The 14,221-nt window shown below is 53.5% G+C and carries 16 protein-coding genes; 8 read left to right on the top strand and 8 right to left on the bottom strand.

The window, feature by feature from the left end; translation table 11 throughout:
- Window positions 1–98 precede the first annotated feature (98 nt).
- Genes M493_RS02970 through M493_RS02955 form a run of 4 tightly spaced genes read left to right on the top strand, consistent with a single transcriptional unit; the run spans window position 99 to window position 4,758 of the window.
- On the top strand, window positions 99–1,175 hold the full coding sequence (locus tag M493_RS02970) for a YheC/YheD family protein (protein WP_020958782.1): 1,077 nt from the start codon (window positions 99–101) through the stop codon (window positions 1,173–1,175).
- Window positions 1,176–1,181: 6 nt separating this feature from the next.
- Window positions 1,182–2,249 carry a YheC/YheD family protein gene (locus tag M493_RS02965; RefSeq protein WP_020958781.1) on the top strand — a complete coding sequence of 356 codons (1,068 nt, stop codon included), beginning with the start codon at window positions 1,182–1,184 and terminating at the stop codon, window positions 2,247–2,249.
- Window positions 2,246–3,595, top strand: a complete 1,350-nt coding sequence (locus M493_RS02960) for a YheC/YheD family protein (protein WP_020958780.1) — start codon at window positions 2,246–2,248, stop codon at window positions 3,593–3,595. The genes M493_RS02965 and M493_RS02960 overlap by 4 nt, the downstream gene beginning before the upstream one ends.
- Entirely contained in the window at window positions 3,592–4,758 is a 1,167-nt protein-coding gene (locus M493_RS02955; RefSeq protein WP_020958779.1) for a YheC/YheD family protein, read from the top strand. Before M493_RS02960 ends, M493_RS02955 begins: the two co-directional genes overlap by 4 nt.
- Here the strand turns inward: M493_RS02955 and M493_RS02950 are convergent.
- Entirely contained in the window at window positions 4,718–5,122 is a 405-nt protein-coding gene (locus M493_RS02950) for a hypothetical protein (protein WP_020958778.1), read from the bottom strand. The two genes, M493_RS02955 and M493_RS02950, sit on opposite strands and share 41 nt — an antisense overlap.
- Before the next feature lie 108 nt (window positions 5,123–5,230).
- Here M493_RS02950 and M493_RS02945 point away from each other — a divergent pair, with 108 nt between their 5' ends.
- The 3 genes from M493_RS02945 to M493_RS02935 all read left to right on the top strand — a co-directional run bounded on the left by M493_RS02945 (window position 5,231) and on the right by M493_RS02935 (window position 7,637).
- Window positions 5,231–5,419, top strand: a complete 189-nt coding sequence (locus M493_RS02945; protein WP_020958777.1) for a hypothetical protein — start codon at window positions 5,231–5,233, stop codon at window positions 5,417–5,419.
- Between the two features lie 83 nt (window positions 5,420–5,502).
- Window positions 5,503–6,390 carry a PucR family transcriptional regulator gene (locus M493_RS02940; RefSeq protein WP_020958776.1) on the top strand — a complete coding sequence of 296 codons (888 nt, stop codon included), beginning with the start codon at window positions 5,503–5,505 and terminating at the stop codon, window positions 6,388–6,390.
- Window positions 6,391–6,524: 134 nt separating this feature from the next.
- Window positions 6,525–7,637 (top strand): ABC transporter ATP-binding protein, encoded by a 1,113-nt coding sequence (locus tag M493_RS02935; protein ID WP_020958775.1) that lies wholly within the window; start codon window positions 6,525–6,527, stop codon window positions 7,635–7,637.
- Between the two features lie 52 nt (window positions 7,638–7,689).
- On the opposite strand, the gene M493_RS02930 is transcribed toward M493_RS02935, so the two are convergent.
- Window positions 7,690–7,932, bottom strand: a complete 243-nt coding sequence (locus tag M493_RS02930) for a hypothetical protein (protein WP_020958774.1) — start codon at window positions 7,930–7,932, stop codon at window positions 7,690–7,692.
- Between the two features lie 287 nt (window positions 7,933–8,219).
- On the opposite strand from M493_RS02930, the gene M493_RS02925 reads away from it, so the two are divergent.
- Window positions 8,220–8,432 (top strand): alpha/beta-type small acid-soluble spore protein, encoded by a 213-nt coding sequence (locus M493_RS02925; protein WP_008881613.1) that lies wholly within the window; start codon window positions 8,220–8,222, stop codon window positions 8,430–8,432.
- A 74-nt stretch (window positions 8,433–8,506) separates the two neighbouring features.
- Here the strand turns inward: M493_RS02925 and M493_RS02920 are convergent, their stop codons facing one another.
- The 6 genes from M493_RS02920 to tenI all read right to left on the bottom strand — a co-directional run bounded on the left by M493_RS02920 (window position 8,507) and on the right by tenI (window position 14,213).
- Window positions 8,507–9,778, bottom strand: a complete 1,272-nt coding sequence (locus M493_RS02920) for a hemolysin family protein (RefSeq protein ID WP_020958773.1) — start codon at window positions 9,776–9,778, stop codon at window positions 8,507–8,509.
- Window positions 9,779–10,475: 697 nt separating this feature from the next.
- Window positions 10,476–11,501 carry a thiazole biosynthesis adenylyltransferase ThiF gene (locus tag M493_RS02915; protein WP_020958772.1) on the bottom strand — a complete coding sequence of 342 codons (1,026 nt, stop codon included), beginning with the start codon at window positions 11,499–11,501 and terminating at the stop codon, window positions 10,476–10,478.
- The gene (locus M493_RS02910; protein ID WP_020958771.1) at window positions 11,498–12,265 is read right to left on the bottom strand and encodes a thiazole synthase; all 768 of its coding nucleotides are present in this window, start codon (window positions 12,263–12,265) and stop codon (window positions 11,498–11,500) included. Before M493_RS02910 ends, M493_RS02915 begins: the two co-directional genes overlap by 4 nt.
- 1 nt (window position 12,266) lies before the next feature.
- Entirely contained in the window at window positions 12,267–12,470 is a 204-nt protein-coding gene (gene thiS, locus M493_RS02905; RefSeq protein WP_020958770.1) for a sulfur carrier protein ThiS, read from the bottom strand.
- On the bottom strand, window positions 12,467–13,633 hold the full coding sequence (thiO, locus tag M493_RS02900) for a glycine oxidase ThiO (protein ID WP_051391556.1): 1,167 nt from the start codon (window positions 13,631–13,633) through the stop codon (window positions 12,467–12,469). The genes thiS and thiO overlap by 4 nt, the downstream gene beginning before the upstream one ends.
- Entirely contained in the window at window positions 13,608–14,213 is a 606-nt protein-coding gene (gene tenI / locus M493_RS02895; protein ID WP_020958768.1) for a thiazole tautomerase TenI, read from the bottom strand. Before tenI ends, thiO begins: the two co-directional genes overlap by 26 nt.
- Between the last annotated feature and the right edge of the window lie 8 nt (window positions 14,214–14,221).

Genomic DNA, 14,221 nt, shown 5'->3' with positions numbered 1-14,221 from the left:
TCACCAAACAGCAGCCCTCATCATACGATACGGTATAAACGTTTGCCTAATTTTTCATTATAGACCTTGCCTGACGAATGCGCAAATGAGGGACTGCGATGAACGAACAACGAACCGTTGCCGTGCTGACGGAAATGAAGGAAACAAGTGAACAAACATATTTTGGCTCCATCCATCGTTTTTGCGAGGAACTGGCGCAATACGGGGAAGAGCGCGGCCTCTTTGTTTACGTCACATCGCCGTCGCTTTATTTGCAGCACATAGGCTATCAATGGGTTGGCGGTGAGTGGAGGAAACGAGATGTTCCTCCGGCTGATGTCATCTACAACCGGCTCCACTCGCGCCAATCGGAATATACTCCTTTGTTCACCGGGCTGCTCACCCGGCTTGCCGAGGAAGGGGGAACGATATTCAATCGCCGTTTTTTGCATAAATGGGAAGTGCATCGCTATTTCGAGCGGCACGAGTACTTGCATCCCTATTTGCCCAAAACGGCATTATGGAACAACGAACACACGCTTGAAGCCTTTTTGGCCGCCTTCCCATCCGTCTTTCTCAAACCGATCCACGGCAGCCAAGGGCGAGGGATTTTCTGCCTTGAACGTTTGGATGGCGGAATTTGTCTTCGCCACTCCACTTCCGCTTCGACAGCCATATACAGCTCGATAGACCATGTAGTTTCCGCTTTGCGGCAACGAACGAAGACGACAATGATCATTCAACAAGGGCTTGATCTCCGCACATTTGACGGCCGCCCGGTCGATTTCCGGCTTCTTTGCCATCGCGTTCGCAACAATGATTGGCGTGTTACCTCAGCGGTCGCCCGTGTGGCGCCGCCCCATCAGTTTGTCGCCAATCTCGCTCGGGGCGGGGAACTGATGGCGGTCAATCCCGTATTGCGAGAATGGTACACAGCATCAGACGCTTTCCAGAAAAAACAGCTTCTCAAAGAAATTGCGTTGGAAGCGGCGGCCGTGCTGACGCTTGAAGCGGAAGGGCTGTATGGGGAGTTGGGGATCGATCTCGCGATTGATGTCCATGACCATCCTTGGATCATTGAAGTGAACACAAAACCGTCGAAACAGACGGAACCGACAGCCTCTCCACAATCCGTTCGTCCGTCGGCGAAAGCAGTTATGGACTATTGTTTAGCATTGATGGAGGAAAGGGAGTGAACGACGTTGATTTCACTCGGTTTTGTCACCCTTGACGAACAGCAAGACCGCGGCTATTGCACCGAAGTGGCTAAACGCGCCGGGCGCTACGGCATTTCGGTTTGCCGTTTTTCGCCGCTGAATATTGACCCACAGACGGAACACGTTCACGGCTTTGTCTTTCAGGAAGAGACGAACGAATGGGCGGATGCCGTCTTTCCCATTCCACCGTTTTTATACGACCGTTGCTTTTACGGCCATGACGATCGTTCGAAAAAAGCGAAACCGATAATGCGTTGGCTAAAGCAGCGGCCTGACTTGGTCTTTTTAGGCTATGGCCTGCCCAACAAGTGGGAGGTGTACGAATCGCTTTCGGCCCATCCGCTTCTGTCGGCGTATGTGCCGCCGACCGTCCGTCTCGAACGCGCTGATGACATGCTCGAGCTTCTCCGTCGCGAACAGGCCGTCATTGCCAAGCCGGTGCACGGTTCCGCCGGACGCGGTATTTACGTTATCCAAAAAAAAGGGAAAACGTTATCCGTCCAAGACGGGAGCGGCAAAGAACGGGCGGTCATCACCCGCCGGAGAGAACTGGATCAGCTTGTCACCTCGTTGAACCGCCGCGACGGCTACGCGCTGCAGCCGCTTCTTTCACTGTCCACTCCGGCGAACGAACCGTTTGATCTTCGCGTTTTATTGCAAAAAGATGAAACCGGCCGTTGGATCGAACAAGTGCGGGCCGTGCGGATCGGGCACGCGGGAACGTGGGTGGCCAACGTCCGCGCTGGGGCCGATATTCGGCCATTTGCGGATTGGCTTGATTGCCTGCCGTCTCCAAAGCGCATCGTCGTGCTTGATAGTATCGAAACGATCATCCGCACACTGCCAACTTATATCGACAGTGAGTTCGGCCCACTGTTTGAGATTGGCTTAGATCTTGGCGTGGCCGACAACGGGGCGGTCTGGATTTTGGATGTGAATTCCAAACCAGGGAGAAAAGTCGTCAACATCCTCTCTGCGGAGCAACAAAACGGCATTTATGAAGCGCCGCTCCGCTACTGTTTGTTTTTGGCGGGCGGGGGGAACAGTCGATGACCTATGAATTCATCATTGACAAAAACGGGGAGAACACGGTCACCTTGCCCGCCTCGCTTCAAGCAAACGGACAAACGGCAGCTGCGTTTGGCAGCGTGCTTGTCCCGTGCCGGATTGTTTCCTCTTCCGCGCTCACCGACCGCGTGGTCATCACAAGTGACGTCGCCCGGCGCCTATCCATTCCGTTTGCCGCTAACGTCCACGTCTTTTTAACCGCGGAAGCCGTCCATTTCGGTCCGCTTGTCGGCGTTTTCACCGCCGGATTTACAAAGTCGCTTCAGCGGCCGGTCGGGGGGCGCAGTTTTTTCTTCGCCAAACTGTTAGCGCAAGAGAAACAAGTCGGCGGATTCGCTTTTTTGTTCGGCCCTTCCCATATCGACTGGGAAAACGGAATGATCAACGGCTATTTTTATACGGAACGCGGTTGGGAGCGCCATACGGTGCCATTGCCGACCGTTATTTACAACCGCCTGCCAAACCGGCGCATTGAAAATAACGAAATGTTTCAAACGATCACCGAGACGTTGCAAACCGCTTATGGCATTCCGGTGTTTAATGGTCATTTTTTCAACAAATGGGATATTTACCGTCAACTCGCCACCCATCGCGAAGCGCGACCGTACTTGCCAGCGACATCTGCCCATATTACATGGCAGACAGTCGAACAGTTTCTCACCCGCTACACGGAAGCGTATGTGAAACCGGCGGATGGGAGCCTCGGCCGCGGCATCTACCATTTGGCCCAAAAAAACAATGTATACGAATGCCGTTTTCGCGATGAACAAGGGGAAACGAAAACCGCCCTGTTTCCAACTGCCATGGCACTATGGCATTATTTGCTTGCCGAGGCGCCACTGCATCGCTGCGTCATTCAGCAGGCTGTGCCGCTCATGACCGTCAATGGCCGGCCGACGGATTTTCGCGTCCATACTAATAAAAATGAATACGGCCAATGGCAAGTGAGCGCCATCGCGGCCAAAATCGCCGGAAGGCAAAGCATCACCACTCATATGAACAGCGGCGGAATCGTTAAAACACTCGAAGACATTTTTCCGGACACTGCCCAGCGCGAAACCGTGTTGGCACGTCTGCATAACGCCGCTCTTACACTTAGCCGCTGCCTTGACGAAACATCGGAAACTTTGATCGGTGAAATCGGCTTTGACCTCGGTGTGGATAAACAGGGGAAAATTTGGATGTTCGAAGCCAACTCCAAACCAGGGCGCTCAATTTTTAAGCATCCAGGGCTTAAGGAGGCAGATGAGCGCACGTCGCTGCTGCCGCTCGCTTATGCCGTCCACCTAAGCAAAACGGCCATCACCGAACCAGAGGCGCTTTGGCCATGATCGTGATCGGCTATCGGCGCGACACGGGCGAGTGGGTTTGCAAGGAAGCGGGCGGGCTTTATCGATTTGGCAGCGGCCAGCTCGTCTTCACCGCTTCTCTTCCCGATCTTACTTTTGCCGTTCGCGCACAAGGCGGGCGGGTCGGACCGCTTGTCGGCATTTTGGTGAGCGAATCGTCCATTCCGGCTTTGCTTGGCGGGAGAAAGCCGTGGCTTGAGACTGTCATCCGCTCGTTCCATGCTAATGGCGGGATCACCATCGTCAGCACAGCAGCCGGCATCGGTGAGAAAACGGTCTCCGGCTATGTATTCGTCCCGGCGCTCGAGCGTTTTGTCGAATCGTTTACCCCGTTGCCAGACGCCGTCTACAACCGGGTAAAAAGCCGCGAGGAAGAACAAAGCGAGCCGTTTCAAACAGCAGCGGCCCGGCTTGCCGCTCGCGGCATCCCGCTCGTCAACCGCTCCTTTTTCCGCAAGTCGGACGTTTACGACACATTGCGGACTGACCGTCGGCTTTGGCCGTACTTGTTGCCGACTGCACTTGTTGACACGGTGGATGACGTGCGTGCTTGGCTTGATCAATACAGCTGCATCTATGTCAAACAAGATAGCGGGTCAAGAGGAAACGGCTTATTCCGCCTCACCGCCTTGCCTGGGGCGGCGGCCATATGCGAATCTCCCCGCGGCCAAAAACGGTTGAGGGCGCTCGATGAGCTGGCGCCCCTTCTCCAATCTTGTCGTTACATTGTCCAAGCAGCAGCTGACACCGATACGTGGAACGGCCGCCGTTACGATTTGCGCGTGCTTGCTCATTGGCAGCGCGGCCGCTACACGATTACCGGCGTCGGTGTCCGCCTTGCCGGAACGCAGTCGCTGACCACCCACACTTTTCATGGTGGAACCGTATTGCCATACACAGAAGTCAAAGAACGCATCGACGAACAGGCGCTCGGGCAACTGATTGCCCTTAGCGGTGAACGCCTTAGCGAGCGGTTCGGCTTTGTCGGCGAATTTTCCGCCGACATCGGTGTCGGCCGCGAACGGCAGCTGTACGTTTATGAAATGAACGCCAAACCGATGGTGTTTGACGAACCGGAAATTGAAACGCAGCGTCTCAGGCGGCTTAATCAGCTGTTTGCCGAATTAGCTCATCTTGTGCCATAGCCCAAAACTCACGGCTGTACTGAAGCGCCTGACGAACTACTTGGCTGGCCGCCTGTTTGGCCGCACCATCCAATCGTCCGCAAATGTCCCGGCATAACTTTGCCTTTTCCCATTCTGCTTCCGCCAAGGATTGCAGCAAGTCCAAACGGCTGGCCCCCGTTTCTTTTCGCCCTCTTCCTTCATGGCATTCCACGTTAGCGCCGGACACTAAATAATGCACATATTGCCAAAGCTTCTGCTGCCGGCGGGTCTCTTCTAAGTAGCGAGCCCATGTCGGCTCGTCCGTTCCGGTCCCGGCGAGCTGTCTCGCCTTTGTTTCAGTTGCGGCGGTCGTTTCGATCAGCTTTTTAATGGAAACGATCATGCCCTATTCGCTCCTTCCCGCTTGTTCTGATTATCCATATGAGGTCAGTGGATAACGTATGCCTATTCCGCGCAAACTAGAAAAAAACGATGAGAAAGGAGCAAAACGATGGAACGGAAAGAAGCCGGACACCAAGACGTTTTGTACGAAGGGCGCGATGAATATTATATGGATATCGACCGGATGATTAATGAAGGAATGGCCGGCGGCGCTGTGCACGGTCGCGGCGATGAGGTCAATATCGAGGAAGCGCGCGACCTTGTAAAAGAGGAACCCCCTTATGAAGCAGGCGATTGACCAATGAACCGATTTTCCCGGCGTCGGGAAAGTCGGTTTTTTGTTATAATGAGTAAAAAAATGACAGAAAGGGTTGCGCCGCAATGTTAAAAGAGCTCAAGTTACTTTATGAAGAAGATATCGTCATTAACGGCCAGCCGGAAGATCCGGAAGCATACGAATGGTTTTATACTGCCGACGGCGATGAGATTGGCATCGCCAAACAGCGGTTAACGAAACGGGAACGACAATTGCTGGCGCTGTTTTTGATCCCGGCCGATCACCGGCGGGAACGAGAAAGTGAAGAGGAGCGGGCGTGGAAGCGCTGGATGGCAAGCGGCGACCCAGCGGCACCCGCCATGCTGGCTGCTCCGTACTGCCGGTTGATTCACTTCATCGTGAACCGGCCGATCACCGACAAAATCGAATTTGCTGAAACGATCCGCGACCTTTTTGATTCCCCAGTAACGATCGTTTGGAACAAGGATAAGGGCGGCCTGATCATCGAAGCCAGGCAAAAACGGACAGCCAAACCGCCGCTGTTGGCAGAAATGGCCGACGCGCTCGCTGCCGATTTTTACGCTACAATCCATTTATTCATCGGTCCGACTCGCCCTGTCGATGATCGGCTATATGAATCGTTTCTTCTTGAAAAAGAATGCTTTTCCGCCGCCCGGCGCTTTTGGCCGAAACAAACGGTGTACGAATGGGAAGATGCCATCCCTCTTCCTCTCCTTGGCGATGGCAGGAGGGATACGACCGAGCGGATCTTATCGTTTCTCGATGGATTTGATGAAGACGAAATACGAGCGATGGAGACATTTTTGCAATGTAATTTAAACGTCTCCATGGCGGCGAAAAAGCTGTACATGCACCGCAACAGTTTGCAATATCGAATCGATAAATGGACGGAGCAAACGGGTATTGACATCAAGCGATTTAAAGGGGCTGCGGCGATCTATTTGGCCATTTTGCACCGCCGCCGCACTTAACAGCCGCTGGGCCGTCCCGGCATGTCGCCGAAAACGGGCGGCATTTTTTGTGCACCTTGTCCATTTACGAATGTTCGTATTTTTCTATAGACTAGTACTAGGAGAAAGCGATTTCAATGACAGGAGGATTCATGATGGCAGAACTCGTTCTTGACCATATTTACAAAATTTACGACAACAATGTCACCGCCGTTAAAGACTTCAACTTACATATTCAAGATAAGGAGTTTATCGTCTTTGTCGGTCCGTCCGGCTGCGGCAAATCGACGACATTGCGAATGGTCGCCGGTCTTGAGGAAATTTCAAAAGGCGATCTGTATATCGATGGCAGGCGGATGAACGATGTGCCGCCGAAAGATCGGGACATCGCCATGGTGTTCCAAAACTATGCTCTTTACCCGCATATGAGCGTTTATGACAACATGGCATTCGGCTTAAAGCTGCGCAAATTCCCGAAAGCGGAAATCGAGAAACGCGTCCGCGAGGCGGCGCGCATCCTCGGACTCGAGCAATATTTAGACCGTAAGCCAAAGGCACTCTCCGGCGGACAGCGGCAACGCGTGGCGTTAGGACGCGCCATCGTCCGCGATGCGAAAGTATTTTTAATGGACGAACCTCTTTCAAACTTGGACGCCAAATTGCGCGTGCAAATGCGCTCGGAAATCGCCAAACTCCATCAGCGTCTTGAAACGACAACGATTTACGTCACCCACGACCAAACGGAAGCGATGACGATGGCAACCCGCCTTGTCGTCATGAAAGACGGCGTCATCCAGCAAGTCGGAACGCCGCGCGAAGTGTATGAGAAACCGGAAAACATCTTCGTCGGCGGCTTTATCGGCTCGCCTGCGATGAACTTTATTAGAGGGACGCTGCAAGACGGCAAGTTTGTCGTTGGCCAAACGTCATTTGGCGTGCCGGAAGGAAAAATGAAAGTATTGCGCGATCAAGGGTATATCGGCAAGGAAGTCATTTTAGGGATCCGCCCGGAAGACATTCACGATGAGCCACTCTTCTTAGAGGCATCGCCTGCGACAAAAATTAAAGCCCACGTCGAAGTCGCTGAGTTGCTCGGTGCCGAATCGATGATTTACTCCAACATCGATGGCCAAGAGTTTGTCGCCCGTATTGACGCGCGCACCGAAATCAAGCCGGGGCACCGCCTCGATCTTGCACTTGATATGAACAAAGCGCATTTCTTTGACGTCGAAACGGAGCGGCGCATTCGGGCTGCAGACGACAAGTAAGCCCTCATTTGTTTCTATGTAGATCCATCAGGCTCTAGCGTTGCGCTAGAGCCTATTCTTTAATAAAGCGCACTTCCTCTTCCCGGCAGTGCGGGCAGTAAAACAAATGGACACATTCGCGGTTCAAATACGTGCGCGGATAACCGTCGACAAGCTTCATGACATCCGTGTCCATATACGGGCTGTAATCGTCCAAATAGTCAGTAACTTTTCCTTGGTCCTCCATCGGCTGTCGGCAGTAGCTGCAGTACACTGTCATCCGGCGCAGCCCGTTGCAAAGCGGGCATACATTCATGCTGCTTCCTCCTCTAAGATGCTCCTTATTTTACATATTCCCTAATGATGACGACGTTAAAACGTTAAAAATTACCATATAACCATGGTGAATAACGGACTAAAAGCGAACCAAACTATGAGTACCGCCGGCAAAACAGGCCACCCGCCGCAATACCTATGCTGGCGAAAGCAAAAGCGGGTGGACGTTGGGTTCAGCCAAGCTTGGCAGCGCGCCTTACGGCGTGCGGCGCTGGTGCAAATCCAGCCAACCCAGCCATCAAAATTTACAAGAGGAGATGATCAACTATGGCACGCAACAATAACAATAATCAACTGTTAGTCGCTGGCGCTCAACAAGCCATCGACCAAATGAAATTCGAGATCGCTCAAGAGTTTGGTGTCAACCTTGGCGCTGATACGACTTCCCGCGCGAACGGTTCAGTCGGTGGGGAAATTACGAAACGCCTTGTAGCGATGGCCCAACAACAACTGGGCGGCCAATTTGGCAACGTTCAATAACCATTCTGCAGACAACTTCATAATAGATGGCCAGAGCCCCAGGCAAGTCAGCCTGGGGCTCTTTTATCTCGTCGTTATATGCCTCCCGCCTGCTCGGCGAGCGGTTGGCTCAAAGAGACAAGCACTTTGCGAATGCGCCGGTTATCAACTTGACGGACGGTCAACGTCAATGGACCGTACTGCAACGTTTCGCCCACTGCCGGAATGCGCTCAAACATTTCAAAAATCCAGCCGCCCAACGTATGCGATTCGCTTTCCGGCACGTCGATCTTCATCACTTCACAAAATTCATCAAGCGGCAGCTCGGCGCTGAATTCAAAACTATGCTCATCAATTTGGCGCACCGTTTTCACTGCTTCGTCATGCTCATCCCATATTTCGCCGACGATTTGTTCGATGATATCCTCGAGCGTAATCAAGCCGGCCGTGCCGCCGAACTCATCGACGACGATCGCCATGTGCACTTTGCTTTTTTGCAGTTCCGGCAACAAATCAGACACTTTCATCGACTCGACAACAAACAGCGGCTGACGCAACAACTCACGGATACGCACGTTGCGTTTTTGGATAAGCTCGCTAAAAAAGTCGCTTTCCGACAAAATGCCGATGACATTATCGATATCCCCTTCATATACCGGAATGCGGGAGTACCTTTCTTCCAAAAACACATCGCGAATCTCTTCAATCGACTGATTCACCTCAACCGCCACCATATCGGCGCGCGGTGTGAAAATTTCTTCGACTAAAATTTCATCAAAATCGAGCGAACGTTGAATCAGTTCTTTTTCCTTGTTGTCAATAACCCCTTCTTCTTCACTCAACTCGACCATCACTTTAATATCTTCCTCCGTGACGGCCGGCGCGGCAGCCCCGTTGGTGAACCGCCGGGCGATTCGTTCCCCCATGGCTTCAAACAATACCGTGATGGGGGCCATTAGTTTCATCAGCCCGTAGGCGAGGCTGGCATACCGAATCGCGAGCGGCTCTGCCTGCTCTTTCGCCATCGATTTTGGCAAAACTTCACCGAAGACAACGGACAAAATCGTCATGACCGCAATGGAGACAAATAAACCGGTCTGTTCCCCAAGCAGTGAAGCAGCGATATAAATAAACAGCGCGACCGCCGTGATGCTCGTCAGACGGTTGGCAATCGCGAGCGTCAACAACACGCGATCGAGTTGTTCGATCACCGCCTGAAGACGCTTATGGTGTGGATGCTCTTCCGCATGATGCTTTAACCGTGGTTTGCTTGCCGATGAAAATGCCGCCTCGGCCGAAGCGAACAATGCGTTTACGAGCAGAAAAAGAAAAAACCAACCGAACAACCTTAACGGCCACTCTTCCAATGAATCTTCACACTCCTATAGGAACATGACTATGTTATTCATATCCATTTTTTCACCGAAACATGCCTGCGAAAACAAAGTTTGCTTCACTGGATGGGAACGGCTGCACGTGGCATCCGCAGTCGGTTTTCGTCCCCTTACTTTAAATATACCAAATTTTTTGCCAACTGGCTACAGCCGACGGATTATATTTCCATTTGAACGCTCTCCCACCTGCGCATACGCTTAGAGATGGGAGATGTTAGGAACCCCCGCCCCACATCAGGCTGTCAACCAAGCCATCTCCACGCATCCCGCGGTGCAGCTTTACACTTTCTGCTCTGTTGGAGCAAGAGGAAGATCGACGACGAATCCCGATTCATCCCCCCACTTGCCCTTGCGGGTGAAAATGGGGGGCTTCCCGACGCGGGATGATAAAAATAAAACACGTCGGAACACACCGACGCGTTTTACGATTCAAGCCAACAAGAGCCGATAAAATACACAAGCACCAACAATGAAGCGATATTAAGCGTAACGGACCACTCGGCCATTCATCTTCCCCTCCCGCCTTAATCGTATCATATTGACAAGCGGGAGAAGCAGGAAAAGAAAGAACGTTTTTTGACAGTTTGGTGACATAGAAGACGGGGATGCCCGCCTTGCATGGACATCCCCATTCCATAGCGCTCAAAGATGCTCTCTTCTTGTCCCGGTTTCACCCTAAATACCGGTAATAAATCGTTTTTGCCTCTTGCACATCTTTCGTGCCGTGCACGAGCGCACGGCCGTCGCCAAATACGACGAGCCGCTTGTCGTCAAGCGAAACAGAAACGAGATACGGGTTTGCTTCGGCCTGCAGCCCTTGGCGGCGAAACAGCACCGCCAATTCATCCAAATCGTACTGACGCCGGGAAGGGGGGCGGATTTGCACGGAATCGCGTCCGCACAGCACGGCGGTCTTCGTTTGTTGCTCATAAGAGAGAAACGGATAAGACGGATCATGACCGCACGTCGGACAGTCATCCCTTTTCACCGCATCAATGCGAATGGCTGCATATTCGTTCGTCCAAAGATCAAACGAGACGAGCTTACCGCGCAGCGCCCCCCAGTCTTCCACTAAAATTTTCAGCGCCTCTGCCGTTTGATAACTGACAACCATTTGGACCGCCGGGCTAATAATGCCGGCTGTGTCGCATGTCAAGCCCCCTTGTGGCACCGTTTCAAGCAAGCAATACAGACACGGTGTACGCCCTGGGATGAAGGCGTAGCTTAAACCGTAGCTGCCGACACAGGCGCCGTAAATCCATGGAATCCCGTATTTATAGGCGACGTCATTAACGATCATGCGCGTGTCAAAATTGTCGGTCGCATCAATCAATACATGAGGGCGCTGTTCACCTATAAGCGCCTCCAATTCTTCCGCACCGGCATCCCCAACAATGGCCTCAATATTGACATCGCTGTTTACTTGTTTAAGGCGTCGCTTGGCGGCGATCGCCTTCGGCAGCCGTTCTTTCGCGTCTGACTCGCCGTACAACTGTTGGCGCTGCAAATTGCTCCACTCAACGTAATCGCGGTCAATGATCGTCAATTTGCCAATGCCGGCGCGTACGAGCGCTTCGGCATTGCCCGTGCCAAGCGCCCCGGCGCCGATCAAGACAACATGCTTTTCCCGTATTTTCTTTTGTCCTTCTTCACCGATTGGGGCAAACAATTGCTGTCGGGAATATCGTTCGTTCAAACAACACTCATTCCTTCCGTCGGGCTGCTCGCTGACGCGTATCGTTTTTTCGGAATGCGTCCGGCTTCATAGCCAAGCCGGCCCGCTTCAATCGCCAGCTTCATCGCTTTCGCCATTTTCACCGGATCAGCTGCGCCGGAAACGGCGGTGTTTAATAGCACCCCGTCCGCCCCAAGCTCCATCGCCATCGCTGCATCCGCCGGCCCGCCGATGCCGGCGTCGACAATGACCGGCACGGTTGCCTGCTCGATGATGAAGCTCAAATTGAGCGGATTGATGATGCCCTGCCCTGAACCGATTGGAGACGCTCCCGGCATGACCGCATGGCAGCCAAGCTCCTGCAGCCGCCTCGCTAGCACAACGTCATCGGACGTATATGGCAACACAATAAATCCTTCCTCAAGGAGCATTTCTGCTGCCTTTAACGTTTCAACCGGATCCGGGAGCAACGTTTTGTCGCAGCCGATCACTTCTACCTTAATCATATCACATAATCCGGACGCTTTCGCTAACCGGGCGATGCGCACCGCTTCCTCAGCCGTTTTCGCCCCGGCGGTGTTTGGCAGCAGCTTATATTTGCCCAAGTCGAGCCGCTCTAAAAAGTTCGGCTGCTCCGGAGAAAAAATGTTCATCCGTCGAACTGCAAACGTCAAAATTTCTGCGCCTGATGCTTCCACAGCTTCTTTTTGCACATCCAAATCCGGATATTTGCCCGTGCCAAGCAACAGACGGGAAGAAAATTCATATGGACCGATTTTCAACATCTCAACCGCCTCCTACAAAATGAACGATTTCGACGCGATCGCCATCGGCAAGCGCCGTTTTTGCATATTCATGCTTCTGAATAATGCGAACATTGACTTCCACAATGGCGAGCTTGTTGTCAAGCCGGAAATGAGAAAGCAACTCGCTGACCGTTTTGACTTCATCGGGCACCGTGACGGTCTCCCCGTTGATGATTAATGTCATTCGATCCCCACCTTTTTTTCTGTATGGCGTGTCAACGAAAACGGCAACAAATCAATTCCCGGGTCTTTCCGCTCGACTAAATCAGCCATCAACCGCCCGGTCATCGCACTGAGCAAGATCCCGTTTCGGTAATGGCCGGCGGCAACGAACAGGCCGGCCCGGTCCGGATGTTCGCCGATATATGGCAAGCCATCTTTCGTTTGCGGCCTGATGCCGCTCCATGCCCTCAACCATTCCGCCTGTTTAACGTCAGGAAGCAAACAGGAAGCGCGGTGAAGCAAATTCATCACCCCGTCGGCCGACACACGCCGGTCGTATGTACCGGGAGTGGACGTCGCGCCAATCAGCAACCGGTTGCCCCGCTTTGGTACGATGTAGCAGCCGCTTTTCGCGAACACGGTCGCCTGCAGCAACGGAGCCGCCGTCCGCACCATGACGCACTCCCCTTTGACCGGATACACGGGAAGGGAAAGCCCAAGCCCGGCGCCAAATCGCGCCGTCCAAGCACCCGAAGCGATGACGACTGCCGCAGCCGCAAACGTTCCGTTCGCTGTTTCCACGATATGGCCGCCGGCGCCCGACCGGATGCCCAACACTTCCGTATGCTCATACAAATGGGCGCCGGCGGAGGAAGCGGCTGAAGCAAGAGCGGCGGCCAAATCCGGAGCGCTCACTTGTCCGTCGCCCCCGATGTACATAGCGCCGGCAATCGCTTCCGTTGCGAGATGCGGCTCGAGCTCAAGCGCTTCCTGTTTCGTCAACCAGCGCACCGGCTGATCTGTCGCCCGCCAAAATTCGTAATGACGGCGCAGCTCTTCTGTTTCTTCCTCTGTTGTCGCCACTTTCAGCATTCCTTTTTCGACAAGTCCAATGTCAATACCGGTTCTCTCCCGCAATTCTTCGGCAAGCACCGGCATGAGCGACCGGCTTTTTAACGCCAGCGGCACGAGCGGACTCGGCTCGGAAAATTCCGATTGCGCGCCAAGCATGCCGGCTGCTGCGCTTGACGCTTCACCGGCCATCGCTGCTTTTTCCAAAATCGCAACGCGATGCTGCCGTTTGGCGAGCTCGAAGGCCACTGCCGTCCCGATCACCCCGCCGCCGACAACTGCGACGTCATAATGATGCGCAGTCACGTTATCCCCTCCCTTTGACAATTTCATTGAGCCGTTTCGCCTCACCGACCGGATCGGCTGCGAAAAAAACGGCCGATAACACCGCCACTCCCGCTGCACCGGCTTCTAGCACTTGACGGACATTGCCGGCATGGATGCCGCCGATGGCAATGACGGGAATATGTACAGCGGCGGCCATTTCCTTCAGCAAGTCCACGCCGCGCGGCAGCAACCCGGGCTTGCTGGCGGTTGGGAAAATATGGCCAAATAAACAAAAGTGGGCACCGTCCTTTTCCGCTTTCTTCGCCTCTTCGAGCCCATGCACCGAGCAGCCGACTGTCAAATTGGAGAACGAGCGGCGGACGGCGCGTACCGGCAGGCTATGGTAAGCGAGCTGCACCCCGTTGACGCCGTAGACGGCCGCGACATCGACCCGGTCATTGACAATGATTTTTTGCGGCGGCACCCCGGCGCGAAGAAGTGCGGTGACAAATTCAGCAACCTCGCGCGCCGTTTTCTCCTTTTCCCGAATATGAATAGCATCGGCGTACGGATGAATGTGCCGACAAATGGCGGCGAACTCGTCGGCCGTCTGCCGGCCGGTCGAAATGAAGTGAAGAGTTCCCATCACGATCC

Origin of the sequence: Geobacillus genomosp. 3 (assembly GCF_000445995.2) — a bacterium.
In the GTDB taxonomy this organism is placed as follows: Bacteria; Bacillota; Bacilli; order Bacillales; family Anoxybacillaceae; genus Geobacillus.
This window is presented reverse-complemented; position numbering and strand designations above follow the sequence as displayed.